This window comes from Nocardiopsis sp. CC223A (assembly GCF_030766825.1).
Taxonomy (GTDB): Bacteria; Actinomycetota; Actinomycetes; order Streptosporangiales; family Streptosporangiaceae; genus Nocardiopsis.
This window is the reverse complement of the sequence record NZ_JASFDV010000074.1, coordinates 1-26,196: the sequence shown is the minus strand read 5'-3', so window position 1 is coordinate 26,196 and position 26,196 is coordinate 1. Positions and strand designations below refer to the sequence as shown.

The 26,196-nt window shown below is 72.4% G+C and carries 19 protein-coding genes; 10 read left to right on the top strand and 9 right to left on the bottom strand.

Annotation, left to right across the window (positions count from 1 at the left end):
• Positions 1-44 precede the first annotated feature (44 nt).
• Positions 45-3,047 carry a DNA helicase gene (locus QJS33_RS24255; protein WP_306370376.1) on the bottom strand — a complete coding sequence of 1,001 codons (3,003 nt, stop codon included), beginning with the start codon at positions 3,045-3,047 and terminating at the stop codon, positions 45-47.
• Positions 3,048-3,159: 112 nt separating this feature from the next.
• Entirely contained in the window at positions 3,160-4,602 is a 1,443-nt protein-coding gene (locus tag QJS33_RS24250; protein ID WP_306370375.1) for a PucR family transcriptional regulator, read from the bottom strand.
• 173 nt (positions 4,603-4,775) lie between these two features.
• On the opposite strand from QJS33_RS24250, the gene gabT reads away from it, so the two are divergent.
• The gene (gabT, locus tag QJS33_RS24245) at positions 4,776-6,110 is read left to right on the top strand and encodes a 4-aminobutyrate--2-oxoglutarate transaminase (RefSeq protein ID WP_306370374.1); all 1,335 of its coding nucleotides are present in this window, start codon (positions 4,776-4,778) and stop codon (positions 6,108-6,110) included.
• Between the two features lie 205 nt (positions 6,111-6,315).
• Here gabT and QJS33_RS24240 read toward each other — a convergent pair whose 3' ends face one another.
• Together QJS33_RS24240 and QJS33_RS24235 are read right to left on the bottom strand one after the other, a co-directional pair.
• Entirely contained in the window at positions 6,316-6,804 is a 489-nt protein-coding gene (locus tag QJS33_RS24240; protein WP_306370373.1) for an Lrp/AsnC family transcriptional regulator, read from the bottom strand.
• A gap of 124 nt (positions 6,805-6,928) precedes the next feature.
• The gene (locus QJS33_RS24235) at positions 6,929-8,536 is read right to left on the bottom strand and encodes a PucR family transcriptional regulator (RefSeq protein WP_306370372.1); all 1,608 of its coding nucleotides are present in this window, start codon (positions 8,534-8,536) and stop codon (positions 6,929-6,931) included.
• Between the two features lie 192 nt (positions 8,537-8,728).
• On the opposite strand from QJS33_RS24235, the gene QJS33_RS24230 reads away from it, so the two are divergent.
• A complete protein-coding gene (locus QJS33_RS24230) occupies positions 8,729-10,015 on the top strand; it encodes an aspartate aminotransferase family protein (protein ID WP_306370371.1) in 1,287 nt (428 codons plus the stop codon).
• A gap of 26 nt (positions 10,016-10,041) precedes the next feature.
• On the top strand, positions 10,042-11,550 hold the full coding sequence (locus tag QJS33_RS24225; protein ID WP_306370370.1) for a CoA-acylating methylmalonate-semialdehyde dehydrogenase: 1,509 nt from the start codon (positions 10,042-10,044) through the stop codon (positions 11,548-11,550).
• A gap of 276 nt (positions 11,551-11,826) precedes the next feature.
• Here the strand turns inward: QJS33_RS24225 and QJS33_RS24220 are convergent, their stop codons facing one another.
• Both QJS33_RS24220 and QJS33_RS24215 read right to left on the bottom strand, forming a co-directional pair.
• Entirely contained in the window at positions 11,827-12,072 is a 246-nt protein-coding gene (locus QJS33_RS24220; protein ID WP_306370369.1) for a hypothetical protein, read from the bottom strand.
• Between the two features lie 247 nt (positions 12,073-12,319).
• On the bottom strand, positions 12,320-13,123 hold the full coding sequence (locus QJS33_RS24215) for a carbon-nitrogen hydrolase family protein (RefSeq protein ID WP_306370368.1): 804 nt from the start codon (positions 13,121-13,123) through the stop codon (positions 12,320-12,322).
• Between the two features lie 292 nt (positions 13,124-13,415).
• Between QJS33_RS24215 and QJS33_RS24210 the strand changes: the two genes are divergently transcribed.
• Genes QJS33_RS24210 through QJS33_RS24200 form a run of 3 tightly spaced genes read left to right on the top strand, consistent with a single transcriptional unit; the run spans position 13,416 to position 16,643 of the window.
• A complete protein-coding gene (locus QJS33_RS24210; RefSeq protein ID WP_306370367.1) occupies positions 13,416-14,066 on the top strand; it encodes a TetR/AcrR family transcriptional regulator in 651 nt (216 codons plus the stop codon).
• Positions 14,067-14,121: 55 nt separating this feature from the next.
• Positions 14,122-15,045 (top strand): ABC transporter ATP-binding protein, encoded by a 924-nt coding sequence (locus QJS33_RS24205; RefSeq protein ID WP_306370366.1) that lies wholly within the window; start codon positions 14,122-14,124, stop codon positions 15,043-15,045.
• Positions 15,042-16,643: an ABC transporter permease gene (locus QJS33_RS24200; protein ID WP_306370365.1), complete on the top strand. Its 1,602-nt coding sequence runs from the start codon at positions 15,042-15,044 to the stop codon at positions 16,641-16,643. The genes QJS33_RS24205 and QJS33_RS24200 overlap by 4 nt, the downstream gene beginning before the upstream one ends.
• Positions 16,644-16,794: 151 nt before the next feature.
• Here QJS33_RS24200 and QJS33_RS24195 read toward each other — a convergent pair whose 3' ends face one another.
• Both QJS33_RS24195 and rlmN read right to left on the bottom strand, forming a co-directional pair.
• The gene (locus QJS33_RS24195) at positions 16,795-17,265 is read right to left on the bottom strand and encodes a hypothetical protein (protein WP_306370364.1); all 471 of its coding nucleotides are present in this window, start codon (positions 17,263-17,265) and stop codon (positions 16,795-16,797) included.
• 7 nt (positions 17,266-17,272) lie between these two features.
• Positions 17,273-18,370, bottom strand: coding sequence for a 23S rRNA (adenine(2503)-C(2))-methyltransferase RlmN (gene rlmN / locus QJS33_RS24190; protein WP_306370363.1), 1,098 nt, complete (start codon positions 18,368-18,370; stop codon positions 17,273-17,275).
• 193 nt (positions 18,371-18,563) lie between these two features.
• Between rlmN and QJS33_RS24185 the strand changes: the two genes are divergently transcribed.
• On the top strand, positions 18,564-19,649 hold the full coding sequence (locus QJS33_RS24185; RefSeq protein ID WP_306370362.1) for a suppressor of fused domain protein: 1,086 nt from the start codon (positions 18,564-18,566) through the stop codon (positions 19,647-19,649).
• 106 nt (positions 19,650-19,755) lie between these two features.
• Positions 19,756-20,955, top strand: a complete 1,200-nt coding sequence (locus QJS33_RS24180) for an MFS transporter (protein WP_306370385.1) — start codon at positions 19,756-19,758, stop codon at positions 20,953-20,955.
• Between the two features lie 359 nt (positions 20,956-21,314).
• Here QJS33_RS24180 and QJS33_RS24175 read toward each other — a convergent pair whose 3' ends face one another.
• Positions 21,315-21,689, bottom strand: coding sequence for a BlaI/MecI/CopY family transcriptional regulator (locus tag QJS33_RS24175; RefSeq protein ID WP_306370361.1), 375 nt, complete (start codon positions 21,687-21,689; stop codon positions 21,315-21,317).
• 644 nt (positions 21,690-22,333) lie between these two features.
• Here QJS33_RS24175 and QJS33_RS24170 point away from each other — a divergent pair.
• Both QJS33_RS24170 and QJS33_RS24165 read left to right on the top strand, forming a co-directional pair.
• A complete protein-coding gene (locus QJS33_RS24170; protein ID WP_306370360.1) occupies positions 22,334-25,972 on the top strand; it encodes a multifunctional oxoglutarate decarboxylase/oxoglutarate dehydrogenase thiamine pyrophosphate-binding subunit/dihydrolipoyllysine-residue succinyltransferase subunit in 3,639 nt (1,212 codons plus the stop codon).
• 12 nt (positions 25,973-25,984) lie between these two features.
• The gene (locus tag QJS33_RS24165; RefSeq protein WP_306370359.1) at positions 25,985-26,164 is read left to right on the top strand and encodes a DUF6104 family protein; all 180 of its coding nucleotides are present in this window, start codon (positions 25,985-25,987) and stop codon (positions 26,162-26,164) included.
• The last annotated feature ends 32 nt before the right edge of the window (positions 26,165-26,196 follow it).

Below are 26,196 nucleotides of genomic sequence, written 5' to 3'. Positions count from 1 at the left end.
AGCACGGCGGAGCCGGATCCCCGCCGCACCAAGGGTAGTGCGGGTCAGCGGGCGCCGAGGATCTCCCGGACGAGGCGGTCGGGGTCGGCGAGGCAGCGCCAGGCGGGGACCACCACGACGGGGTCGCCGGTGATGCGGTTCAGGGCGTCTCCGCGGGCCATGAGGCGGCGCAGCCTGCGGCCGTCGGGTTCGCGGTCCAGGAGGATGAGCAGGCGCCGGGCGCCGAAGCGGACCACGAGGTCGGCGGTCCAGCCCTCCACGGTCTGCTGGAGCCGGACGCGGGTGCCCGCCTCCCGGAGCCGGTCCACCAGGGCCCGGCAGGCGCCGTCCGGGGCGTTCTCGGGTACGGCGACCAGTTCGGCGAGCGGGCCGTCCCCGGCCTCCCAGTGGGAGCGGTCGCCGACGACCACGAGCCGCTGCCCGGTGCGGGTGAGCACCGCGGACCACAGGTGTCCCATACGGCGCACCCGTCGCTCGATGATCGCGGGGGCGCCTCGGGCGAGCAGCGGCGAGAGCACGGTGATGTCCGTGTGGTCGAGGTCGCCGCCGAGCAGGTCGGGGCCGCCGACCACGACGCGGTGGCGGAAGGTCCGCGGCCGCAACAGGCGGCGCAGCAGCGCCACCTGGGGCTGGGTCGGGGCGACCACGGCGATGGTGCGCCCGCGCGGCAGGTGCTCGTCGATCTCGTCGACGACCACGGCCGCACGGTAGGCCTCCTCCCGGTTGATGTAGGACAGGCCGGGGGCGGCCTCGCAGACGCCCGCGACGTCGCGCCATTCGAAGGCCGGGCCGCCGCCCGGGTCGGGTGCGGTGGACACCGCCACCCGCCCGCCGTAGCAGTGGCGCGAAGCGGTCTCGGCGAGCAGGGGCGGCGCCCCGGAGTGCTCGTCCAGCCACAGGGGCTCGTCGACGGCGCGGGCGGCCGCGCGCAGCGCCGACCCGGTCCCGTGGCGCAGGCCCCGCTCGTCCAGCCGGTCCGCGGCGAGCCCGGCGGCGGCCAGGGCGCGGCGTTCCTCGTCGGGTTCCAGGGCGCTGGCCGGGCCGGGGTGCGCCGGGTCGCCCACGACCAGGGCCCGGTTCGCCCGGTGCAGGGCGGGCAGCAGCTCGCAGACCCGGGTCCGCTCCGCGCCCAGCACGACGACCAGGTCGAACAGGCCCGCGCGCGAGGGCAGGGCGCGGACCTGGTCGGTACGGCACGCCCAGGCGGGCAGCACCTCGATCAGCCCGTCCATGCCGGGCCAGCCCGGGCCGTGGTGCCAGTTGAGGGTCTCCAGCCGGTTCTCCAGGGCGGGCCTGCCCCGCCACAGCCGGGGTTCGACGGCGACGGCCAGGCACCGGGCGCCGATGCCGCGGTGCCGCTCCTGGGCCTCCCTCAGGCGCTCCGTCAGCTCGCCCAGGGGCGCGTGCCGGGTGCGCCGGTCCAGGGCGGCGCGCCAGCGGCTCTCCAGGCGGGCGGTCGCGCACAGGCGGGCCAGGGTCTCGGGGTCGGTCCCCAGGCCCAGCTCGCGGCGGATCGCGGACCGGTGCTGGAAGGCTCCCAGGCCGCCGGCGAAGGCGCGTTCGGCCCGGGGCAGCCAGTACTCGGGGCCACCGCGCTCGGGGGTGAACAGCCGGTCGGGGTCCCAGCCGTCGGCGATGCCGAGTTCGCGTTCCAGGGCCAGGTGGGCGAGTTCGTACCCGCCCGCGGCCATGCCGTCCATCTCGTCCCAGACGGCGCGGACCACGGACCAGTGGCGGGCCAGCTCGGCGCGGTGGGCCGCGGGGTCCTCGGCGCGGGGCGGGGCGCCGCCGTGCTCGGCGAGCAGTCGTCCGATGAGGCGTGCCTCGGCGGCCCTGTGCTCCTTGCCGCCGACCCGCATGACCGGGTGGCCCCCCTCGGCGCGACGCAGGACCTCGCGGACGTCGTGTTCGGTGCGCCCGCACACCAGGACCCGCTGCCCGGCGCCGACGGCGGTGCGCACCACGGCGTCGACGAGGTCGTGGACGCCGGTGCCGGGCGGGGCCGCCACCGCGGTGAGCCCGTCGGTCATGGCCGCGCACAGCGCGGCGTACCGGGCCTGGTCCAGGGGGAAGGCGCTGAGCGGGACGGGGTCGCCGTCGTGTTCGTCGCCGGCCCGGGCGCCGCGGGCGGGGGCCGGGTCCGGTCCGGCGCCGCCGGGGCCCCGCAGCAGGGCCTGGAGGGCGGTGTCCCCGATGGCCCCGGGGTCGATGCCGTCCTGTTCGGTGGGGTCGAGGTCGGCCAGCACCGCCTCGACCGTGCCCGGTTCGGGCACCTCGCCGCCGGGGCGGGCGCCGGGCCCGGCCCGGAACAGGACGGCGACGTTGTGGGCGCCGTCGACGGGGTCGCGGGGCGCGTCCCGGGTGGCCGCCGGGTCGATGTCGTCGACCCGCTCGATCTCCAGGCGGGAGAGCAGGGTGCGCACCTTGACGGCCAGGTCGGCGACCCTGCCGTCGAGGTGCGGGCCCTGGGGGCCGGAGCGCAGCCGGGTCCGCAGCTCGAAGAGGTCCTCGGGGTCGGTGGCGCCCAGCCGCTCCAGCAGTGCGGCGTTGACGTCGGGCGGGCCGATCGCGCGGAGCCGCGGGGCGTCCGGGAACGCGGGGTCCTCGACCGCCTGGACGTCCACGGTGAGCAGCGGCAGGGCCGCCCGGTCGGCGCCCTCACCGAGGATGACGAGGGGGTAGCCGTAGCGCAGGGCCTGGCCGTGCCGGGCGGCCAGGCGCACGACGCGGGCGGCCGCGGGCCCGACCGGGGCACGGTCGCCGCCGGTGAACAGGGGCTCGGTGCCGCCGGGCAGGCAGGCGCAGGTGTCGCCGTCGAGGTGGCCCAGCAGGACCGTGTGGGTGTGCACCGCCTCGCGGCGCAGGCAGGCGCGCAGGTAGCCCAGCAGGGCGCGGGGGTCGATGGCCTCGGCGGCGGGCGGCTTCCAGCGCAGGGACGCCCCGCCCGCCCCCTGTCGGCCGATCCGGATGACCGCCGGCCGCCGCCCGGCGGACACCGGTGTCCCGAGGTCGCCGATCTCCTGCTCATCGTCCCGTAGTGATCTCACGTCCGCCCCCGGCGTCGATCAGGTGATCATTCGATTACACACCGCTGTCAACGCCCATTGTCGTGGATAACGCGGGTCGAGGTCCCCCGAACTCCGGAACCCGCACGGACTTTCAGCGACCGCCGTGCAGGCGCAGGGCGATCCACAGCTCGGCGCGCACGTCGGGGTCGTCGAGGTCGGCCGGGAGCAGGTCGCGGATGCGGCGCATCCGGTACCGCAGGGTGTGCCGGTGCACGCCGAGGGTGTCGGCCGCGGCGTCCCAGCGGCCCGCGGCCGCCAGGTAGGCGTGCAGGGAGGCGAGCAGTTCGGCGCCGGAACGCTCCGCCAGCAGCGGGGCGAGCAGTTCCTCGGCCATCCGGGCCCCGGCGGGGGTGTCGGCCAGGCCGAGCAGGCCGCCGGGCAGGTCGGCGGCGCGCACGGGGTCACCGCCCCGGGAGCGGGCGGTCTCGCGGGCGCGCTCGGCCTGGGCCAGGGCGACGGCGAGCCCGGTGTAGTCGGCCGGTTCGCTGATCCCGATGGGGCCGTCGAGCAGGTCGGCGACGGCCGCGGTCGGGGTGTCGGCCGCCGCCAGCAGCAGTGCCCCGCCCTCGTGTTCGGCGACGAGGAACCCGTGCGGGGGGTGGGTGCCCTGGGCCCCGTCGGCGGCGGCGATCACCACCGGGGCGGGCGGGAGCACCGCGATCAGTCGCTCGGCTCCGGGGCGGGCCGGGTCCAGGGCCCCGGTGAGGAGGGCGGTGAGCACGCCCTCGCCCATGCGGGCGATGTCGCCGTGGGCGTCCCGCTCCAGTTCCAGGGACAGCAGGGAGACGGCGGCGTTGACCAGGGTCCGCTGTTCGGGCCCCAGCGATCCGCCGGTCCCCACGGCCAGGAACCCGCGGACCCGGCGGCCGGTGGCCAGCGGCTGGGCCCAGATGTGGTCGTCCCCCACGGTGACCGCCACGCTGGCGCGCGGCCCCGCCGCCTTGAGCCGGTCCAGTTCCCCGGCCAGGTCCTGCGGGCGCAGGGCCGCGCCGGCGGGGGCGGCGTGGCGCGGGGAACCGTCGGCCGCCATCAGCAGCACCCGGGCGCCCAGGTCGCGGGCGAGGCGGTCGACGACGGCCTCCGCCCCGGCCAGGGCGGCGCGGGTGAGGTCGCGCTGGGCGGTGAAGGCTCGGCTGAGCCCCTCGTACTCCTCCCTGGCCAGGACCCGGGAGACCTCCTTGCCGATGGCGATGAAGGGTGTCCGGCGGGCGACCTCCAGCAGGGCGACGCCGAACTCGGCGGCCGCTTCCCGCAGCTCCTCCGGGGTCCGCTCCAGGGCCACGCCCACGCCGAACCCGAGCCCGGCGATGTCGCGGCGGGCCAGTCTGCGCACGTATTCGCGCAGGTCCGGCCGGGACTCGGCCCAGCGGACGCCGGTGGTGAGCAGCAGTTCGCCCCCGGCCAGGTAGGGGGTGGGGTCGGTGAGCTCGCTGACCGCGACCCACCCCACCGTGCGGTCCAGGCCCTCGTCGCCGGTGAGCGGGCGCAGCCCCAGGGAGGGCGTCCGCACCAGTCCGCCCAGGGTCGGTGGCATCGGCCCTCCACTCGTCGCGGTCGGCGGTCCCTGCCGCATTGGCGCAGGGACCTGCGTCGATTATCCACGGTGTCCATGTCCGCCGGTCCGGACGCGGCCTAGTGTCATGCGGGTCGGGGCGGCGCGCCCCGTCCCGTTCCGCACCCCCGTGTCGCACTGAAGGAGGCAGACGCATGGCCGTGACCGAGGTCGCCCAGTCCCGCCGGGTCGTCACCGAGATCCCCGGTCCCAAGTCCCGCGAGCTCCAGGAGCGCCGTGTCGCGGCCGTCGCCAAGGGCGTCGGCAGCGTGCTGCCCGTCTACGTGACCCGGGCCGGGGGCGGGATCGTCGAGGACGTCGACGGCAACGCCCTGATCGACTTCGGTTCGGGCATCGCCGTGACCAACGTCGGCAACGCCGACCCGCGCGTGGTGGAGCGCTCCGCCGAGCAGCTGGGCCGGTTCACGCACACGTGTTTCATGGTCAACCCGTACGAGGCGTACGTGGAGGTGTGCGAGGCGCTGAACCGGATCACCCCCGGTGACCACGAGAAGCGCTCGATCCTGCTGAACTCCGGGGCCGAGGCCGTCGAGAACGCGGTGAAGATCGCCCGCAGCGCCACCGGGCGCCAGGCCGTCGTGGTGTTCGACCACGCCTACCACGGCCGGACCAACCTCACCATGGGCCTGACCGCCAAGAACATGCCCTACAAGCAGGGCTTCGGGCCGTTCGCGGGCGAGATCCACCGCATGCCGATGGCCTACGCCTACCGCTGGCCCACCGGCCCGGAGAACTGCGGCCCCGAGGCCGCGGCCATGGTCATCGACCAGATCACCAAGCAGGTCGGCGCGGACAACGTCGCCGCCGTGGTGATCGAGCCGATCCAGGGCGAGGGCGGCTTCATCGAGCCCGCCCCCGGTTTCCTGCCCGCCGTGGTGGAGTTCTGCCGCGCCAACGGGATCGTGTTCGTCGCCGACGAGGTGCAGACCGGCTTCGCCCGCACCGGGCGGATGTTCGCCTGTGAGCACGAGGGCATCGTCCCGGACCTCATCACCACCGCCAAGGGCATCGCGGGCGGCCTGCCGCTGGCCGCGGTGACCGGCCGCGCCGACCTGATGGACGCCGTGCACGGCGGCGGTCTGGGCGGCACCTACGGCGGGAACCCGACCGCCTGCGCCGCGGCGCTCGCGTCCCTGGAGGCCATCGAGTCCGACGACCTGGTCGGGCGCGCCCGCGAGATCGGCGACCTGATGCTGGGCCGGCTGCGCAAGCTGGCCGAGCGGCACCCGGTCATCGGCGACGTGCGCGGCCGCGGCGCGATGGTCGCGATCGAGCTGGTCAAGGAGGACAAGAGCCCGGACACGGAGTCGCTGGGCAGGGTCCTGTCGTACTGCCACTCCCAGGGCCTGGTCCTGCTGAGCGCGGGCACCTACGGCAACGTGATCCGCATGCTGCCGCCGCTGGTCATCGGTGACGACCTCCTCAACGAGGGCCTGGACATCCTGGCCGACGCGTTCGCCCGCCTGTAGCCGTACCTCTGCGGGCCGCCGCCTCGCCCACCCGTCGCCCTCGACGGACGGCCCACGGCCGCGGCCCTCCCCTGTGCCCGTGCTCCGGCGCCCGGAGGGCGGGGACCCTCGGCCCTGGAAGCGAGGTCCTCGCTTCCAGGGCCTCCGGAACCCCGTGGGCGCCCTCGCGCGCCCTACGCCTGGGTCACCAGGTGGGCATCGCCCCCTACCGGGTGCCCCAGGCGTAGGTCTGCTTGCGGAGCTTGAGGTAGAGGAAGGTCTCGGTGGAGGCCACCGAGTCGACGGCGCGCATGGCCGCCAGGATCTCCAGCAGGCGGGCGTCGTTCTCGGCGACGACCTCGACCAGCAGGTCGAAGGAGCCCGCCGTGATGACGACGTACTCCACCCCGGGGATCTCGGAGATGCTGTCGGCGGCGGTGTTGAGGTCGCCGTCGGTGCGCACGCCGATCATGGCCTGGCGGTGGAAACCGAGCATCATGGGGTCGGTGACCCCCACGACCTGGACCACCCCGGACTCCAGCAGGCGCTGCACCCGCTGGCGCACGGCGGCCTCGGACAGTCCCACGGCCTTGCCTATGGCGGCGTAGGACCGGCGGCCGTCCTCCTGGAGCACCTCGATGATGCGTTTGGCGGTCTCGTCCAGGACGATGCCGTTGCCCCTGCGCTGAGGAGCGGGGTCCGACTGGCCGTTCACATGGCCCTCCGTGAATCCAACGTATTTTGTGCGTATGAACATCGGATTTCATCGACATCTGACGCCCATACAACGGATTCCAAGGTTACTGCACGGTTATTCATTTGATGAAGACCCGGATCGGTCAACGCTGGCCGTCGCGCACCGAATCCAGTGACAGCAGCGCCACGTGCAGCGACAGGCAGGTCTCGACCGAGTCCAGGTCGGCGTCGAGCACGTTGGAGATCCTGCGCAGTCGATCGTAGAACGCGGGCCGGGACAGGTGCGCGTTGCCCGCCGCCAGCGCCTTGTTGCGCCCGGCCGCCAGGTAGTGGCGGAGCATGTCGGTGAGGTCCGAGCCGTGCCGGGCGTCGTGGTCCAGCAGCGGACCCAGCTCGCGCTCCACGTAGGTCTGTAGGCGCTCGTCGTCGCGGAACAGGTGCAGCAGCCCGCGCAGGTGCAGGTCGGGCAGGCGGTAGAAGGGCCGCCGGTCGCTCTGGCGGACCGCCACGTCGCCCACCTGGCGCGCCTCCAGGAAGGACCGGCGCACCTCGCGGATGTCGTCGGAGGTCGAGCCGACCGCGAGCACCGCGGCGTCGCCGACGGTCACCGCCAGCCGGTCGGCGAGCATGTGCAGGGTGGCGTCGACGCGCCGCCGCGGCGGCAGTGCCAGCAGGACGCCGACCCGCAGGTCGTCCAGGGAGCCCACCAGTGCGGGCAGCCGCAGTTCGCGGCAGGCGCGGGCGGCCCCCTCGGCGGTGTCGGACAGGCGGGCCTGCGCGGCCAGGCCGGTGCCGTTCTCACGCAGGCGCAGCACCAGGCCCAGCAGTTCGCGGTTGTTGAGCGGGACGCCCACCGCCCGGGCCCGGACCAGGGCCTCCTCGGGGTCGGAGTAGGCGCGGTCGATGATGCCCGCGATGATCGTGCGGTGGGTCTGGCGCTCCAGGCTCTCCTGGTGGCGTTCGAGCAGTCGGCCCAGTGCCAGGGTGGTGGCCGCCCGCTCGATGAGCATGCTCTGGCGCGGGGTGGGGTTGGCCCCGGCGATGAGGATGAGCCGCCCCCAGTCCTGCCCGCGCGCGCCGACCGTGGTGACCAGCCAGCCGGTGGCCGGGGCGTGGACGGTGCGCGTGCCCGAGCGCACGGCCCGCGAGCGGCTCTCCCAGGAGGTGAGCAGCGTTCCGGGGTCCTCGCCGTTGAGGTCGCAGGCCAGGACCTGGTGGGAGAGGTTCTCCAGGACCACCGGGCAGCCGGACAGCTGGGTGATCTCGTGCAGGATGCGGTCGGTGTCGGCGCCCTCCACCGACAGCCGGGTGAAGACCGAGTGGAGCTTCTCGGACTCGCGCAGCTCCTCCAACTGCTCGTTGACGACCCGGATGTGCACGGCCTCGGTGATCTCCACGAACCGGGCCTCCCGGTCCAACAGGATCACCGGGACCCCGGCCTCGCGGGCGGCGTCCAGGAACGGCTTGGGCAGCTCCGCGTGGTACTTGCGGCCCAGCTCGACGGCGATGCCGCTGACGCCCACGGCCGCGAGGTCGTCGATGTAGCGCTTGAGCGCGTGGGGGTCGTCGGGCATGGCGATGCCGGTGCTGAGCACGAGCTCGCCGCCGCGCAGCAGGTGCGCCAGGTCGGTGACCTCGGCGATGTGGACCCAGCGCACGGGCACGTCCAGGTGCTCGGAGCCGACCACGACACGCGGGCGTGCGCGCTGGAGCGCGGGCAGGCGCAGGACTTCGGCAAGGGTGGGAAGCACATTCGCATTCTAGGACACAGTGTCAGAAGTCGGCCGGGAGCCCTTGACACTGTGCTCCGCTCCCACCGGCCCGGCGCCCCGGATCCCGCGGTGAGCAGGGCATGCGGCGCTTTTACAGGTCGTAAGCCCGGCCTGCATGTTGTCAACATGGTGGTTCTGGCCACGGCGGCGGTCCGCGGAGAGACTGGGGGCATGTCGGAACTTCTCTCGCGCCACCGCGCGGTCATGCCCTCCTGGCTGCCCCTGTACTACGAGTCCCCGCTGGAGATCGTCTCCGGTAGCGGCTCCCGCGTCACCGACGCGGACGGCCGCACCTACCTGGACTTCTTCACCGGCATCGTGACCAACATGCTCGGCTACGACGTGCCCGAGGTGCGCGAGGCCGTGGAGCGGCAGATCGCCAAGGGCGTCGTGCACACCTCCACGCTGTACCTGATCCGCTCCCAGGTCGAACTGGCCGAGAAGATCGCCCGCCTGTCGGGCATCCCGGACGCCAAGGTGTTCTTCACCAACTCCGGCACCGAGGCCAACGAGACCGCCCTGCTGCTGTCCACCTGCGCGCGCGGCAGCGACGAGGTGCTGGCCGTGCGCGGCAGCTACCACGGCCGCTCCTACGGGACCATCGCCGTCACCGGCAACCGCGGCTGGAAGAACTCCTCGCTGTCCCCGCTCAACGTGCACTACCTGCACGGCACCGACCACGCCTCCCCGGTGTTCCGCGGCATGTCGGAGAAGGAGTACATCGAGGCCTGCGTCGCCGACCTGCGCGACGTCCTGGACACCGCCGCCCCCGGCGTCGCCTGCCTGATCGCCGAGCCGATCCAGGGCGTGGGCGGGTTCAACATGCCGCCGGACGGGCTGTACGCCGCCTACAAGGAGGTGCTGGACGAGCACGGCATCCTCTTCATCTCCGACGAGGTGCAGACCGGCTGGGGCCGCACCGGCAGCAGTTTCTTCGGTATCGGGAACCACGGTGTCACCCCGGACATGATGACCTTCGCCAAGGGCCTGGGCAACGGCTTCGCCGTCGGCGGCGTCGTGGCGCGCGGCGACCTCATGGACGGCCTGTCGGCGCTGGGCGTGGCCACCTTCGGCGGCAACCCGGTGTCGATGGCGGCCGCCGGGGCCACCCTGGACTACGTGCTGGAGCACGACCTCCAGGGCAACGCGCTGCGCCAGGGCTCGCTCATCATCGAGGGCCTGCGGCCGCTGACCGAGCTGGCGTCGGTGTCCGACGTGCGCGGCAAGGGCCTGATGTTCGCCATCGAGATGACGGACCCGCGCACCGGGGGCCCCTCCTCGGCCCTGGCCGGGCAGGTGCTGGAGGCCGCCCGCGAGCGCGGCCTGCTGGTGGGCAAGGGCGGCGTGCACGGCAACGTGCTGCGCATGGCCCCGCCGCTGACCCTGTCCGCCGAGGACGCCGTCCAGGGCCGCGACCTGCTGCTGGACGCCGTGCGCGCGGTCGACGCCCAGGCCTGACACGAACCGAGGAGACGAGAGAAGACATGGGCAAGCACGTCACCCACTGGATCGGCGGACGCCGCTACGAGGGCCCGGCCAAGCGCCAGGGCGACATCTACAACCCGGCGTCGGGCGCGGTCACCGGCACCGTCGACTTCGCGGGCCCGGAGGAGGTGGACGCGGCGGTGGCCGCGGCCCGGGCCGCGTTCCCGGGCTGGCGGGACACGTCGCTGTCGCGGCGGGTGCAGATCCTGTTCCGGTTCCGGGAGCTGCTCAACGCCGGCAGGGACGAGCTGGCCGCGGCGATCAGCGCCGAGCACGGCAAGGTGTTCTCCGACGCGCAGGGCGAGGTGGCCCGGGGCCTGGAGGTCGTGGACTTCGCCTGCGGCATCCCGCACCTGCTCAAGGGCGGCTACTCCGAGAACGTGTCCACCGGTGTGGACTCCTACTCCATCCTCCAGCCGCTGGGCGTGGTCGCGGGCATCACCCCGTTCAACTTCCCGGCCATGGTGCCGATGTGGATGTTCCCGGTGGCGATCGCCTGCGGTAACACGTTCGTGCTCAAGCCCAGCGAGAAGGACCCCTCGGCGTCGCTGCTGATCGCCGGGATGTGGGCGAAGGCCGGGCTGCCCGAGGGCGTGTTCAGCGTGGTCCAGGGCGACAAGGAGGCCGTGGACGCGATCCTGGAGCACCCGGACGTGGCGGCGGTGAGCTTCGTGGGCTCCACCCCGATCGCCCGGTACATCTACCGGACGGCCGCCGAGCACGGCAAGCGGGTGCAGGCGCTGGGCGGGGCGAAGAACCACATGGTGGTGCTGCCCGACGCCGACCTGGACCTGGCCGCCGACCAGGCGGTGTCGGCCGGGTTCGGCTCGGCCGGCGAACGCTGCATGGCCATCTCCGCGGTGGTCGCGGTGGAGCCGGTGGGCGACGAGCTGGTCGCCAAGATCAAGGAGCGGATCTCCCGGCTGCGGGTGGGACCCGGTGACGACGAGCGCAGCGAGATGGGCCCGCTGGTCACCCGCGAGCACCGCGACAAGGTGGCCTCCTACCTGGAGTCGGGGGTGCGCGAGGGCGCGACGCTGGCCGTGGACGGCCGGGTGCACCCGGTCCTGGGCGGCGGGGAGGACGGGTTCTGGCTGGGCCCGACGGTGCTCGACCACGTGGGCCCGGAGATGTCCTGCTACCGCGACGAGATCTTCGGACCGGTGCTGAGCGTGCTGCGGACGGCCGACTACGACTCGGCGGTGAAGCTGATCAACGACAACCCCTACGGCAACGGGACGGCGATCTTCACCAACGACGGCGGGGCGGCCCGGAGGTTCCAGAACGAGGTCGAGGTCGGGATGGTCGGCATCAACGTGCCGATCCCGGTGCCGATGGCCTACTACTCGTTCGGCGGGTGGAAGCAGTCGCTGTTCGGTGACTCGCACGCGCACGGCACCGAGGGCGTGCACTTCTACACCCGCACCAAGGCGGTCACGGCCCGGTGGATCGACCCGGGTTCGCGTCCGACCGGCGGTGTGGACCTGGGGTTCCCGACCAACGGATGAGCGGGTCCCCGGCCCACGGATGACAACGGGCATTCCCGACTGTTCGCAGTTCCGGGAAATACCGGACGGATGCGTCTCACCGACGGTCGCGGCGCGCGACTCGGAGTATCGTGGATGTCGCCCGCCCCTCACGGGGCGTGGCCGACGGCCTGATCACGGGACCATTCCGGGAAAGGCGCGCTCAACTTCCCCTCCTCCCCATGGAAGCGGGTGCGCCGGCGGGAGCGCTCCGGGTCCTTCTCTCCCCCTTGGACCCGGAGCGCGACCGTGTTCTCCTCAGCGGGCGGCGAACACCCGGGTGTCGGCGGCGACCGGCGCTCCGGCGCCGACGAGCGCCGCGCAGTCACCGCAACCGAACACCGACACCCCGTCCGGCAGGACGCCCAGGGCGATCCGCGGCCGGGGCCATCGCGTGTGGCAGACGGCGCAGGCATCCCCCGTGCACTGCTCCGCGCTCAGCGATTCCGGGTCGTACACGTATCCGTCGGATATGGCGTCCGCTCCCGCATCCGATGCGCACATCGTGCTCGTTCCGCGCAATGTCCCTGCTCCCCCCGTGGTTTAGGACAGTCTGGCGGGCCGATAGTTACCGGCTCTTTATTCAATCAGAGGCACTCGGCACCCGGAAGGGTCCGTCCCCATCTAAATCACTCCGTGCAGGTAGATCATAGCTCTAAGTAATCAACCCTGGGAAGACCCCGACTGAAACCTGCGCAATCAGCGGATTTGTCGGACACCCGGGAGGCGGTCCACCCTCGATGGCACCGAATCAGTCGCGGGGTATCACCACAAAGCGGCGCATCGCCAGCGCGGGGTTGGTCGTACGGACCTCGTCCACCCGTGAGGCCGAAACCTCGGCAACGGCCACCTCGAACGCCTGCTCCCCCAGCGCCGCGATCGGCGTCCCCATCGGGTCGATCACCATGCTGTTGCCCGCCCCCGTGGGGGCGGACTGCCCGGCGGCGGCGACGTACACGGTGTTCTCCACCGCGCGGGCGCGCGCCAGGGTCCGCCAGTGCTCCTCCTTGAGCGGACCGGGCACCCACTGCGCGGCCAGCAGCACCACGTGCGCCCCGGCGTCCGCGAGCCGCCGGGTCACCTCGGGGAAGCGCAGGTCATAGCAGGTCTGCAACCCGAAGGTCACCCCCTCGACGGCGAAGGTCTCCGGCTCCTCGACGGGCCCGGGCGCCACCACATCGGACTCCTTGACGCCGAACGCGTCGTACAGGTGGATCTTGCGGTAGAGAGCGACCCGTTCGCCCGCCGGGGACAACACCACCAGCGTGTTGGAGAAGTGCGTACCCCCGGCGGTCTCCTCGTTGACGCCCAGCACCAGGTGGACGCCCTCGCGGCGGGCGGTGTCGGCGGCGGCCGCGACGAACGGCCCGTCCAGGGGCTCGGCCGCCTCGACGTAGCGGTCGTCGGTGCGGGACGCGGTGAACATCGTGTACTCGGGCAGCAGCACCACCCGCGCCCCCAGTGCGGCGGCCCGCGCGGTCAGCCGCGCGACCGAGCGCAGGTTCTCCGCCTTGTCCCGGGCGGGGGCGAACTGGGCGACCGCGACCTGCACCATCGGATCCTCCGTAAGTCGGTCAGTGGCCCGGAAGGGCCGGGTTTGGCTTATCGGTTCTCGTCCTGCGCGGCTCCCGAGGAGCGGCCGCCCGACCCGCCAGGGCACTGCGGCCGCTGATCCAGGTCCGCGCAATGGCCGCTGTTCGCGGCGATGACGACGGGGTGTCCACCCTCGCCCCACCGGTCCCGCGGGCGGCTCGACGACTTCATTGAGACTCCTCATCGACGCGGGTGGCACGAGTGTACGGCCACCCCCTTGCCAGCAGGCTGAACACGTGTTTAGCCTATTGAACATGAGTTCAGCCGATGCCTCCGACCTCACCGCGCGCGCCCGCATCCGCGACGCCGCCATCGAGCACTTCGGGCGGCACGGCTTCAAGGTGACGATCCGGGCCATCGCCGAGAAGGCGGGGGTCTCCCCCGGCCTGGTCATGCACCACTTCGGGTCCAAGGACGGATTGCGCAAGGCCTGCGACGACCACGTCTTCGAGATCGTGCACAGGGTCAAGAAGGAGTCGGTGACCGCGGACCCCGCGGTGTCCCTCCAGCACGTGGCGCACATCGAGGAGTTCGCCCCCCTGCTGGCCTACGCGGTGCGCTCCTTCCAAGAGGGCGGCTCCGTCGGCCTGGCCCTGTACGAGCGCATGGTCGCGGACATCCGGGACTACCTCGCCGCGGGCGAGGCGGCCGGGAGGATCCGGCCCAGCCGCGACCCGGGCAAACGCGCCCGGTGGCTGGCCGAGAGCTCCATGGGCTCCCTCCTCGTCGCGCTGTCCATGCGGCCCGACCCCGACGACATCGACTTCCCACTGTTCCTGCGGGAATGGATGGAGGAGCACATGCTCCCGCTACTGGAGCTCTACACCGAAGGTCTCTACACCGACCGGCAGATGCTCGACGCCTACCTGCTGTACGTCGGCGACCCGCCTGCGGGCACCCGCTGACGTACCCGGGGCCTCCGGGCATCCCCCCATCGGAAGAGAGAAGAGACCACCCGCCATGTCATCACCCGTCATCGACGCGCGCGGCGTCGACAAGTACTTCGGCCGGTTCCAGGCCCTCGACGGCCTGGACCTCACCGTGGAGGCCGGCCAGGTCGCCGGGTTCCTCGGACCCAACGGCTCCGGCAAGTCCACGACCATCCGCGTCCTGCTCGGCCTGCTCAGGGCCGACGCCGGCACCGTCGCCCTGCTGGGCGGCGACCCCTGGAAGGACGCCGTCCCCCTGCACCGGCGGCTGGCCTACGTCCCCGGCGACGTCACCCTGTGGCCCAACCTGACCGGCGGCCAGGCCATCGACCTGCTCGGGCGGCTGCGCGGAGGTCTGCACAAGGCACGCAAGCAGGAGCTGCTGTCCCGGTTCGAGCTGGACCCCACCAAGAAGGCGCGGACCTACTCCAAGGGCAACCGGCAGAAGGTCGCCCTGGTCGCCGCCCTCGCCTCCGACGCCGAACTGCTCATCCTGGACGAGCCGACCTCGGGGCTGGACCCGCTCATGGAGGCGGTGTTCACCGGGTGCGTGCTGGAGGCCAAGGAGCAGGGGCGCACGGTGCTGCTGTCCAGCCACATCCTGTCCGAGGTGGAGAAGCTCTGCGACACCGTCACCATCATCCGTCAGGGGAAGACCGTGGAGTCGGGGACCCTGGAGGACCTGCGCCACCTGACCCGGTCGTCCGTCCGCGCGACCGTCAGCGCGGACCCCGGGCCGCTGGCCGCACTGGCCGGGGTGCACAACGCGGAGATCGACGGCGACCGGATCTCCATGGACGTGGACAACGACCACCTCGACACCGTCATGCGCGCGGTGGCCGACCTGGGGGTCCGCTCCCTCGTGAGCAACCCGCCCTCCCTGGAGGAGCTGTTCCTGCGCCACTACGGCGACGAGCTGGCCGCCCTCAACGGCGACAAGGGGGGCGCGTCGTGAGCGCCCTCACCGGAACCGGGACCCTGACCCGGTTCATCCTGCGCCGCGACCGCATCCGGATGTCGGTATGGACGGTCTCGCTGGTCGGCACGGTCGCGATCACCGTCCCCACCCTGGACGAGACGTTCTCGACCGACGCCCAGCGCCAGGCCCGGGCCGCGCTGATGGACACGCCCACCGGCATCCTCTTCGGCGGCCCGGGGTACGGGCTGGACGACTACACGCTCGGCGCCATGGTGGTCAACGAGCTGACCATGAGCCTGCTCATCGCCACGGCGATCATGAGCATCCTCCACGTGGTCCGGCACACCCGGGCCGAGGAGGAGAGCGGCCGCGCCGAACTGCTGCGGGCGGCCGTCCTGGGCAGCGGCGCCCAGATGACGGCGGCGCTGGTCACCGTCGCCCTGCTGAACCTGGTCATCGGCGGGCTGACCGGGGCGATCATGGCCGGCTACGGCCTGGACGCCGCCGACTCCCTGGCCTACGGGCTGGGCCTGGGGCTGGCCGGCCTCACCTTCGGCGCCGTCACCGCGGTGTGCGCCCAGCTGACCGAGCACGGGCGGGCCGCCTCCGGAACGGCCTTCCTCGCCGTCGGCGTGCTCTTCACGGCCCGGGTGGTCGGCGACCTGGCCGAGCGCGGGGGCGGTCCCGCCTCCTGGGCCTCCCCGTTCGCCTGGGTGCAGCAGACCCGGGTGTTCGACGACCCGCGCTGGTGGCCGCTCGCCCTGTACCCGCCGGTCGTCCTGGCCCTGTTCGGCGCCGCCTACGCCCTGGCGGGGCGCCGGGACCTGGGTGCGGGGCTGATCCCGTCCCGGCCCGGCCCGGCCGCGGCGGGCCCGCTGCTCAACGGTGTCTTCGCCCTGTACCTGCGCCAGCAGCGAGGGTCGATCATCGCCTGGAGCGTCGCGACCTTCCTGTTCGCGATCTCCTTCGGCACACTCGCCACCGAGGTCGAGGGGATGGTCGAGTCCAACCCCGATATCGTCGCCCTCCTGGCCGACGCCTCCACCGAGGACGTCACCGCGGGCTTCCTGGGCGTCATGTCGGGCTACGTGATCATGGCGGCGGCGGCCCAGGGCATCCTGTCGGTCCTGCGGGCCCGGGGCGAGGAGTCGGCGGGCCGCGCCGAACTCGTCCTGGCCACGGCGGTGGGGCGGATCCGCTGGTACGGCGCCGCTCTGGCGGTGGGCGTCCTGTCGACGGCCCTCGTCGTCGTCCTGGGCGGACTCGGCATCGGCATCGGCGCGCTCAGCGCCACGGACGACGCCTCCTGGATCGGCACGATGCTGGAGTCGGCGCTGTCGCAGCTGCCGGCGGCACTGGCGTTCGTCGCGGCCACCGCGCTGTTCGCCGGGGCGGCACCGCGCCTGATGCCGCTGGTGTGGGTGTGGCTGGGCTACAGCGTCTTCGCCACCATGCTCGGCGCCCTGCTGGGGATGCCCGACCGGGCGCTGGACCTCAGCGCGTTCGGGATGCTGCCGCAGCCGCCGATGGAGGACTTCGAGGCCGCACCGGTCGCGATCGCCTCCGCCGCGGTCGCGGTCGCCCTGGTCCTGGCCCTGGCGGGCTTCCGCCGCCGCGACCTGGTCACCGGCTGACGGCGGGCGGGATACGCCCCTGAGGCCCCCGGTGCCCTCCGGCACCGGGGGCCTCACCGCGTCGGCCCGCCGCCAGGCCGTGGGCGTGCAGCGGTGCGGCCGCCGGGACGCCCGCCGCGGTGGGGGCCGGAACCGGTCGGCGGCGGCTCCCTCAGGTGAGGAAGGACATCGCCCAGGCGGGGGCCAGGACGATGATGAGGAAGCGGACGGTGCGGGTCACGAAGGTGATCGCGGAGAACAGCACGACGTTCATCCGCACCACGCCCGCCAGGACCGAGACCACCACGAACGGCGGGATGCTCGCGAACGAGCTGAGCGCCAGCAGGCCCACCCCCCAGGCGGGGCGCTCCTCGGCCTTGCGCCGCCAGCGGGCGGCCCGCTCGGCCCACTTGCCCGGGGTCTCGGTGCGCTTGCGCAGCCAGGGCGCGGAGAGCGACCCCCTGCCCGCGTAGTAGTAGGGCAGCTTGCCCAGGGTCTGGCCCAGGCCGGCGGCCACCGCCATGGCCACCAGGGCGCCGTCGCCGTTCACGGCGACGGCGCCCAGCAGGTAGACCTCGATGTTGAGGACCGGGACCAGTCCCGCCACGAGGGCGATGACGAAGGCCAGGCCGGTCTCGATCACCGCGGGGTCAGCTCTCCGCGGCCGCGAGCTGGCCGCAGGCCCCGTCGATCTCCTGGCCGCGGGTGTCGCGGACGGTCACCGAGACGCCGTGGGACTGTAGGCGCCGGACGAACTCGCGCTCGTCCTCGGGGCGCGACGCCGTCCACTTGGACCCCGGGGTGGGGTTGAGCGGGATCAGGTTGACGTGCACCAGGTGGCCCCTGAGCAGCTCGCCCAGCAGGTCGGCCCGCCAGGCCTGGTCGTTGATGTCCTTGATGAGCGCGTACTCGATGGAGACCCGGCGGCCGGTCGTGCCCGCGTAGCGCCAGGCGGCGTCGAGCACCTCGGCGACCTTCCAGCGGGTGTTGATCGGCACCAGCTCGTCGCGCAGCTCGTCGTCCGGGGCGTGCAGGGAGATCGCCAGGCGGACCTGCATCTTCTCGGAGATGAGCTTGTCGATCGCCGGGACCAGGCCCACCGTGGACACGGTGACGCCGCGCTGGGAGATGCCCAGCCCGTCGGGCACCGGGTCGGTGATCCGGCGCACCGTCTCCAGGACGCGCTTGTAGTTGGCCATGGGCTCGCCCATGCCCATGAACACGATGTTGCTGATCCGCCCCGGCCCCCCGGCCACCTGGCCGCGGGCCAGGTCGCGGGCGCTGGACACCACCTGTTCCACGATCTCGCCGGTGGACAGGTTGCGGGTGAGCCCCGCCTGCCCGGTGGCGCAGAACGGGCAGTTCATACCGCAGCCGGCCTGTGAGGAGATGCACAGGGTGACGCGGTCCGGGTAGCGCATCAGCACGGACTCGAACAGCACCCCGTCGAACGCCTTCCACAGGGTCTTGCGGGTCATCCCGTTGTCACAGGTGATGTGCTTGACCGGGGTGAGCAGACGGGGCAGCAGCGCCTCGCCCAGCTTCTCCCGGGAGGAGGCGGGCAGGTCGGTCATGGCCGAGGTGTCCGACTCCAGGCCGCCGAAGTAGTGCTTGGCGATCTGCTTGGCCCGGAAGGGCTTCTCCCCCAGGTCGGTGACGACCTGGGCCCGCTCCTGCGGGGTGAGGTCGGCCAGGTGCCGGGGAGGCTTGGCGCGGCGCGGTGCGACAAAGGTGAGCTCGGCGGGCATAGAGAGTCCGTAAGGGTGGAGTCGATGGTCTCGGCCCGGCGCGGGACGGCAGCGGGTCGGGTCGTTATACGACCTATACGCGGCTGCGGATACGGCTCCGCCTGTCAGGGCACTACCGTCGATTCTACGCATTGAGCGGACGGGTCGGATCGGGCCCGCGGAGGACGGCGGATCGGCACATGTGGGAGGGCCGGTGACAGGGATCGAGGTCCTGCTCGACGAGATCAGCCCGTATCAGAGCCGCCGCGTCGTCGTCGAGTGCGACTCCCGGACCACGGCCGCCTACCTGCTGGACGCGCGCGGGCGCATCCGCGTCCCGGTGTGGCTGGCCAACCACGGGATCGCCCCCCGCACCGCCGAGCCCGGCGGCTCCTTCGAGGGGCGGGCACCGCTGATGCCGGAGGGGCACACCAAGCACCCGCAGGGGCGCCCCCGGTTCGACCCCTCCTGTCTGCGCGCGGTCTGGTTCGAGGAGGGCGACGGGGTCGCCCTGGTCGACGAGGAGGGCCTGCTCGCGGTCATCCCCGGCTGGGCCGAGGCCGACAGCGGCCTGCCCGGGTACGCCCGCGAGGCGATCGGGCGCAGCGCCTACGCCTGGGAGCTGGACCCGGTCAAGGGACAGCTGTGGCCACGGGTGGTGCACGCCGAGGCCTACTGGGACTGGCGGCGGGCCTCGGGCGCCTGGCGCAGCGTGCAGCGCACGGTGCTGGGCCACCTCAACCGGTCGGTGGGCGAGGCCGGCCACTACTGGGACGTGTCCGACGGCCACCCGCCGCTGCTGCGGGTGTCGGAGCGCCCGCCCACCGGGCACCGGCCGTTCACGGTCCTGTCGACCGTGGGCATGTGCGGGCAGCGGATGCCCACCCTGGACCGGTACATGGCCGACACCTCCAAGTACGCGAGGGTGGAGCTGGCACTGGCCACCACCATGCCCGCGCACCACGCCGCGCGGATCTTCCGGTGGATCGGGGCGTTCCCGTGGCGGGCGGTGACCTGGTTCGGCACCGGGCACACGGTGAAGTGGCTGGACAACCCCGAGGACCGGGCGATGCGCCGGGGCGCGGGGGCGGTGCTGCTGTTGGAGGACCCCTCGCCGCTGGTGACCGCCGAGGGCCACGCGCCGCCGGACACCTCGGGGCTGGCCTTCCAGGGCGACCCGGTGCGGTGGCTGTGGATCGTGCCCATCACCCGCCCCGAGCACCTGTTCGCCAAGGAGCACGACAGCGCGACCCTGGTGGAGAAGCTGGCCGCCGAGGGCCGCAGCTGGATCCTGTCCTGAAAAACCGTGGCCCCCCGCACCGGGCTCTGGGACGATCCCCGGGTTCCGGAGGCGAGGCGGGGGTGCGGGTGTGACGGCGACGGAGGACGCGGGGCGCACGGCCGGGATGGGGGCGCCGCTGCGGCACGGCCCGTTCCGGGCGCTGGCCGCCGGGCGGCTGCTGATGTCCCTGGGCAACGGGCTGGCGAACGTGGCGCTGGCGTTCGCCGTGCTGGACGTGACCGGGTCCCTGGTCCAGGTCGGCCTGGTGGTGGGCGCGCGGTCCGTCGCCAACGTGGTCCTGCTGCTGCTCGGCGGGGTGGTCGCGGACCGGCTCCCCCGTTCCCTGGTGCTGCGCGGCGGCTGTGCCCTGGCCGCCCTGGCCCAGGGGGTGCTGGGCGCGGCCCTGCTGACCGGGACGGCGTCGCTGCCGCTGATGGTGGGGCTGAGCGTGCTCAACGGGGCCGCGGCCGCGGTGAACCTGCCCGCGTCCGCCGCGCTGCTCCCCCAGACGGTGCCACGCGGGTTGCTGCGCCAGGCCAACGCGGTGGTCCGGCTGACCGGGAACGGTGCGATGGTGGCCGGGCTGTCCCTGGGCGGGGCCGTGGTCGCGTTCGTCGGACCCGGCTGGTCCATCACCGCCGACGCGGGACTGTACGCGCTGGCCTGCGCGGCGTTCGTGCTGTTGCGGGTTCCGGGCGCGGAGGCCGGCACGGGAGGGGCGGGCGTGCTGCGCGACCTGGTCGAGGGGTGGCGCGAGTTCACCGCCCGCTCGTGGGTGTGGGTGGTGGTGGCGCAGTTCATGGTGACCAACGCCGCCTGGTCGGCGTCGGTGGCGGTGCTGGGACCGGCGATCGCCGACGAGTCCTTCGGCCGGGCGGTCTGGGGGCTGGTCGTGGCGGCCCAGAGCGCCGGGATGCTGGTCGGCGGGTTCCTGGCCGCCCGGTGGCGGCCGCGCCGGGCACTGCTGTTCGGGGTGGCCCTGGTCGCGGTCCAGGCGGTGCCGCTGTACGCGCTGTCCCTGCCGGCCGCGCCCCTGGTGCTGGTCGCCGCCATGTTCGTGACGGGGGTGGCCGTGGAGCAGTTCGAGGTGGCCTGGAACGTGTCGGTGCAGGAGAACGTCCCGGCCGACCGGCTGTCCCGGGTGTACTCTTACGACGCCCTGGGGTCGTTCGTCGCGATCCCCGTCGGCCAGGTCGCTGTCGGCCCGGTGGCGGCGGCGGTCGGACCGCGGAACGCGCTGCTCGCACTGGCCGCGCTGACGGTGGCCGCGACCCTGGCGGCGCTGGCCGTGCCGGGTGTGCGCCGCCTGCGCAGGGCGCCCTGACCGCACGCCGCCAGGGCGTGTTCGGCGGATGCCTTCGTGCGGCTCGGCGCTCGCACCGAAGGACACGAGCGGCCGCGAGGCGATCCCTCGCAGGACGACGGGCGCAGGTCGGCCCGGATCGGCCGCCCGGGCGAAGGCGGCACCGCGGGAGGCCGCCTCACGGCCCCGCGGCGGTACCGCGCCGAAGGCACCCGTCGAGGGCGGCGACGGGCGACAGGCGGGCCCGGGTCTCGGCCGCCCGGGCGAAGGCGGCACCGCGGGAGACCACCTCACGGCCCCGCGGCGGTACCGCGCCGAAGGCACCCGTCGAGGGCGGCGACGGGCGACAGGCGGGCCCGGAATGATCCGTCGAAAACGCCCTAGCTGGCGACGCCGCGGTTGAGGCGGACCTGGCTGAGCACCCGGTGGAAGGAGGCCATCTCCTCGTCGCTGAAGCGCTCGACGAAGCTGCGCAGGGTGGCCTGGGGCTCGGGGCAGGTGCCGAGGAACTCGTCCATGACCCGGGCGGTGTACTCGGCGCGGGTCTCCAGCGTCCAGTACACCCAGGCGCGGCCGCGCTTCTCGCGGTCGAGCAGGCCCTTGTTGTAGAGGATCCCGGCGACCGTCATGACGGTGGTGTACGCGATGTCCCGGTCGTAGACCATCGTCTCGTGGACGAGCCGTACGGGCAGCGGCTCCTCGGACCGCCACAGCGCGTCCATGATGGCGGCTTCCAGTTCCCCCAGGCCCCTCATGGGTCTCTCCCACCCCTGTGTGTCCGGTGTGCGCGTATCGCGATCTTGGCACGTGGGGCGCGTCGGCGCGGGAGAACCTCGAAGAGCGCACAGATCCGCACAAGTTCGGCGGCGTTCACCGGCGTTTCGCGAGCTGGGAGGCCTGCTACCGAGGGGAAACGCGCGACGGCCGGGCCCGGGGCCCGCCGCTCCCGCTGGGAACGTCGGCGGTGGGACCCGGCCGTCCCGCCCGGCCGTTTGCACCTACTCCGACGGGCCCCGCCGGGATCGGGTTCCCCCGGAATCTCGATGTCGAGAGCGGTACAGGACACATCGGGGGCGGCCGGTAGCGGCCACGGGTTTCACACCCTGAAAACCCCATAAAAAACAACAAACCAGACAGCACAGGCACACTACGCTTGGTTACCAACGCGTAGCGCTAATATGATTGTGAAAAATTGTTAGCTATCTCCTAGTTTCAACACGGTCCGCGTTCCCCGATGGGATGCCGGTACAAGTAGCCTGGGAACCGACGAGCGCCGGCCTGGTCAGACCGGTCTTCCGCCACGCGGTCGACCACCGTTCTTCCCTGAGCCCGCCGAGCCGGCAGCCACCCGTCTTCCTACACATTCACGAGCGAGCTGCGGAAGTGGGCGATCTCCGCCGTGTCGTCTGAGGCGTCTCAACCCCTGACAGACTTTGGTCCCAACGAGTGGTTGGTCGAGGAGCTTTATCAGAAGTACTTGAACGACCCGAACTCGGTCGACAAGGCCTGGTGGAACTTCTTCGCGGACTACAAGCCCGCGGAGTCGGCCGGTGCGAAGAGCGGGGGGACCGCCGCCGTCAAGGCGCAGGCCACGACCCCCGCCGCCACCGCCGCACCCAAGAAGCCCGCCGCGCCGGCCCCCGCCAAGGCGGCGGCCCCGAGCGCGGACGAGGCCCTCCGGGTCGACGAGGAGCGGCTGCGCGGCGCACCGGCGCGCACCGCGACCAACATGGAGTCGAGCCTGACCATGCCGACCGCGACCAGTGTGCGCGCGGTGCCGGTCAAGCTGCTCTTCGACAACCGGATCGTCATCAACAACCATCTCCGGCGCGGTCGCGGTGGGAAGGTCTCCTTCACCCACCTCATCGGCTACGCCATGGTCAAGGCACTCGAATCGATGCCGGAGATGAACTACTCCTACACGGAGATCGACGGCAAGCCCGGTGTCGCCAAGCCCAAGCATGTGAACTTCGGCCTGGCCATCGACCTACAGAAGCCGGACGGTTCGCGCCAGCTCGTCGTGCCCTCCATCAAGAGGTCCGACGAGATGGACTTCATGGAGTTCTGGAGCGGCTACGAGGACCTGGTCCGCAAGGCCCGCACCAACAAGCTGGGCGTGCCGGACTTCCAGGGCACCACCATCAGCCTCACCAACCCCGGCGGCATCGGCACCGTGCACTCGGTCCCGCGCCTCATGCCGGGCCAGGGCACCATCCTGGGTGTCGGCGCCATGGAGTACCCGGCCGAGTTCCAGGGCGCCTCCGCGGACACGCTGGCCGAGCTGGGCATCAGCAAGGTCATGACGCTGACCTCCACCTACGACCACCGCATCATCCAGGGTGCGCAGTCGGGTGAGTTCCTGCGCCGGATCCACCAGCTGCTGCTGGGCGAGAACGGCTTCTACGACGAGATCTTCAACTCCCTGCGCATCCCCTACGAGCCGGTGCGCTGGGTGCAGGACATCCACGTCAACAAGGCCACCCAGCTCGACAAGACCACCCGGGTCCAGGAGCTGATCCACGCCTACCGCGTGCGCGGCCACCTCATGGCCGACACCAACCCGCTCGACCACGAGCAGCGCAAGCACCCGGACCTGGACGTGCTCCAGCACGGCCTGACCCTGTGGGACCTGGACCGCGAGTTCCCGACCGGGGGCTTCGGCGGCAAGCAGGTCATGAAGCTGCGCGACATCCTGGGCGTGCTGCGCGACACCTACTGCCGCACGGTGGGTATCGAGTACATGCACATCCAGAGCCCGGAGGAGCGGGAGTGGATCCAGGCGCACGTCGAGCGCGAGCACGAGAAGCTCGACCGTGACGAGCAGCTGCACATCCTGCACCGGCTCAACAGCGCCGAGGCGTTCGAGACCTTCCTCCAGACCAAGTACGTCGGCCAGAAGCGGTTCTCCCTGGAGGGCGGCGAGTCCCTGATCCCGCTGCTCGACGGTGTGATCTCCAAGGCCGCCAGGTCCGGGCTGGACGAGGCCGTCATCGGCATGGCCCACCGCGGCCGCCTCAACGTGCTGGCCAACATCTGCGGCAAGTCCTACGGGCAGATCTTCGGCGAGTTCGAGGGCAACCTCGACCCGCGCAGCGCGCACGGCTCCGGTGACGTCAAGTACCACCTGGGCACCGAGGGGGACTTCCAGACCCGGGAGGGCGAGAAGATCGCCATCTCGCTGGCGGCCAACCCGTCCCACCTGGAGACCGTCGACCCGGTCCTGGAGGGCATCGTCCGCGCCAAGCAGGACGTGCTCGACAAGGGCGCGCACGGCTTCACCGTGCTGCCGATCCTCATCCACGGCGACGCGGCGTTCGCCGGGCAGGGCGTGGTCGCCGAGACCCTCAACCTGTCCCAGCTGCGCGGCTACCGCACCGGCGGCACCGTTCACATCGTCGTGAACAACCAGGTGGGCTTCACCACCTCGCCGTCGGACAGCCGCTCCAGCGTGTACGCCACCGACGTGGCGCGGATGGTGCAGGCGCCGATCTTCCACGTCAACGGGGACGACCCCGAAGCCGTGGTCCGGGTCGCGCACCTGGCCTTCGCCTACCGCCAGGCGTTCAACAAGGACGTCGTGATCGACCTCGTCTGCTACCGCCGCCGCGGCCACAACGAGGGCGACAACCCCGAGTTCACCCAGCCGCTGATGTACAACGTCATCGACGCCAAGCGCTCCACCCGCAAGCTGTACACCGAGGCCCTCATCGGCCGCGGCGACATCACGGTGGAGGAGGCCGAGTCGGCGCTGCGCGACTACCAGACCGAACTGGAGCGCGCGTTCACGGAGACCCGTGAGGCCGACAGGAAGCCGATCGAGCCGGGCGCCGTGGTCAAGCCCGAGGTGTTCACCGAGGGCCGCCTGGACCACTCCTCGGTCGAGACCGCCATCAGCACCGAGACCGTCAAGCGGATCATCGACACCCAGGTGAACATGCCCGACGGCTTCACCCCGCACCCGCGGCTGGCCCCCCAGATGACCCGCCGCGCCACGATGGTGGAGAACGACGCGGTGGACTGGGCCACCGGCGAGATGCTGGCCTTCGGCGGGCTGCTGCTGGACGGGCACCCGGTCCGCCTGGTCGGTCAGGACAGCCGCCGCGGCACCTTCGGTCAGCGCCACGCCGGACTGGTGGACCGCGAGACCGGCGAGTCCTACACGCCGCTCAAGCAGTTCGACAACGGCACCGTGAAGTTCCACGTCCACGACTCGCTGCTGAGCGAGTACGCGGCGCTGGGCTTCGAGTACGGCTACTCGCTCACCCGCCCCGATGCGCTGGTGATGTGGGAGGCGCAGTTCGGTGACTTCGTCAACGGCGCGCAGACCATCATCGACGAGTACATCAGCTCCGGTGAGCAGAAGTGGGGCCAGCGCTCCAGCGTGACCCTGCTGCTGCCGCACGGCTACGAGGGCCAGGGCCCGGACCACTCCTCGGCCCGGATCGAGCGGTTCCTCCAGCAGTGCGCGCAGGAGAACATGACCGTCGCGATGCCGACGACCCCGGCGAGCTACTTCCACCTGCTGCGCTGGCAGGCGAAGTCGCCGGTCGAGCGGCCGCTGGTGATCTTCACGCCCAAGTCGCTGCTGCGCCTGAAGGCCGCGACCTCCGCCGCCTCCGACTTCACCTCGGGGCACTTCCGGCCGCTCATCACGGACGACTCGATCGCTCCGGAGAAGGTGCGCCGCGTGGTGCTGTGCTCGGGCAAGATCTACTACGACCTGGACGCGGCGCGCCGCAAGAGCGGTGACAAGCACACCGCGATCATCCGGGCGGAGCGGCTCTACCCGCTGCCGATCGAGGAGATCCGGGAGCAGCTCAAGGCCTACCCGAACGCGGGCGAGGTCCTGTGGGTCCAGGAGGAGCCGGCGAACATGGGCCCGTGGCCGTTCGTCGCACTGGTCTTCTCCGAGCAGCTCGACCGCCCGTTCACCCGGATCTCGCGTCCGGCGTCCTCCTCGCCCGCGGCCGGTTCTGCCAAGCGGCACGAGGCGGAGCAGCGCGCCCTGGTGGACACGGTCTTCCCGCCGGCGGACTAGCAGGGGCGCGCGTTGTACTACACGGATCGCGGAATCGAGGAGTTGGAGAAACGCCGCGGCGAGGAGGAGGTCAGCTTCGCCTGGCTCGCCGAGCAGTTGCGGACGTTCACCGACGTCCACCCCGAGTTCGAGACCCCGGTCGACCGGCTGGCCACCTGGCTGGCCCGGCTGGACGACGAGGACGAAGAGTAGGGCGCACCTGAGAGGGGGCCCGGGAGAGAGAT

Excerpts from the sequence above, each read along its gene's own strand:
- QJS33_RS24250 (WP_306370375.1), bottom strand. The coding sequence starts at position 4,602 with ATGCCACCGACCCTGGGCGGACTGGTGCGGACGCCCTCCCTGGGGCTG.
- gabT (WP_306370374.1), top strand. The coding sequence starts at position 4,776 with ATGGCCGTGACCGAGGTCGCCCAGTCCCGCCGGGTCGTCACCGAGATC.
- QJS33_RS24230 (WP_306370371.1), top strand. The coding sequence starts at position 8,729 with ATGTCGGAACTTCTCTCGCGCCACCGCGCGGTCATGCCCTCCTGGCTG.
- QJS33_RS24225 (WP_306370370.1), top strand. The coding sequence starts at position 10,042 with ATGGGCAAGCACGTCACCCACTGGATCGGCGGACGCCGCTACGAGGGC.
- QJS33_RS24220 (WP_306370369.1), bottom strand. The coding sequence starts at position 12,072 with ATGTGCGCATCGGATGCGGGAGCGGACGCCATATCCGACGGATACGTG.
- QJS33_RS24215 (WP_306370368.1), bottom strand. The coding sequence starts at position 13,123 with ATGGTGCAGGTCGCGGTCGCCCAGTTCGCCCCCGCCCGGGACAAGGCG.
- QJS33_RS24210 (WP_306370367.1), top strand. The coding sequence starts at position 13,416 with ATGAGTTCAGCCGATGCCTCCGACCTCACCGCGCGCGCCCGCATCCGC.
- QJS33_RS24205 (WP_306370366.1), top strand. The coding sequence starts at position 14,122 with ATGTCATCACCCGTCATCGACGCGCGCGGCGTCGACAAGTACTTCGGC.
- rlmN (WP_306370363.1), bottom strand. The coding sequence starts at position 18,370 with ATGCCCGCCGAGCTCACCTTTGTCGCACCGCGCCGCGCCAAGCCTCCC.
- QJS33_RS24180 (WP_306370385.1), top strand. The coding sequence starts at position 19,756 with ATGGGGGCGCCGCTGCGGCACGGCCCGTTCCGGGCGCTGGCCGCCGGG.
- QJS33_RS24175 (WP_306370361.1), bottom strand. The coding sequence starts at position 21,689 with ATGAGGGGCCTGGGGGAACTGGAAGCCGCCATCATGGACGCGCTGTGG.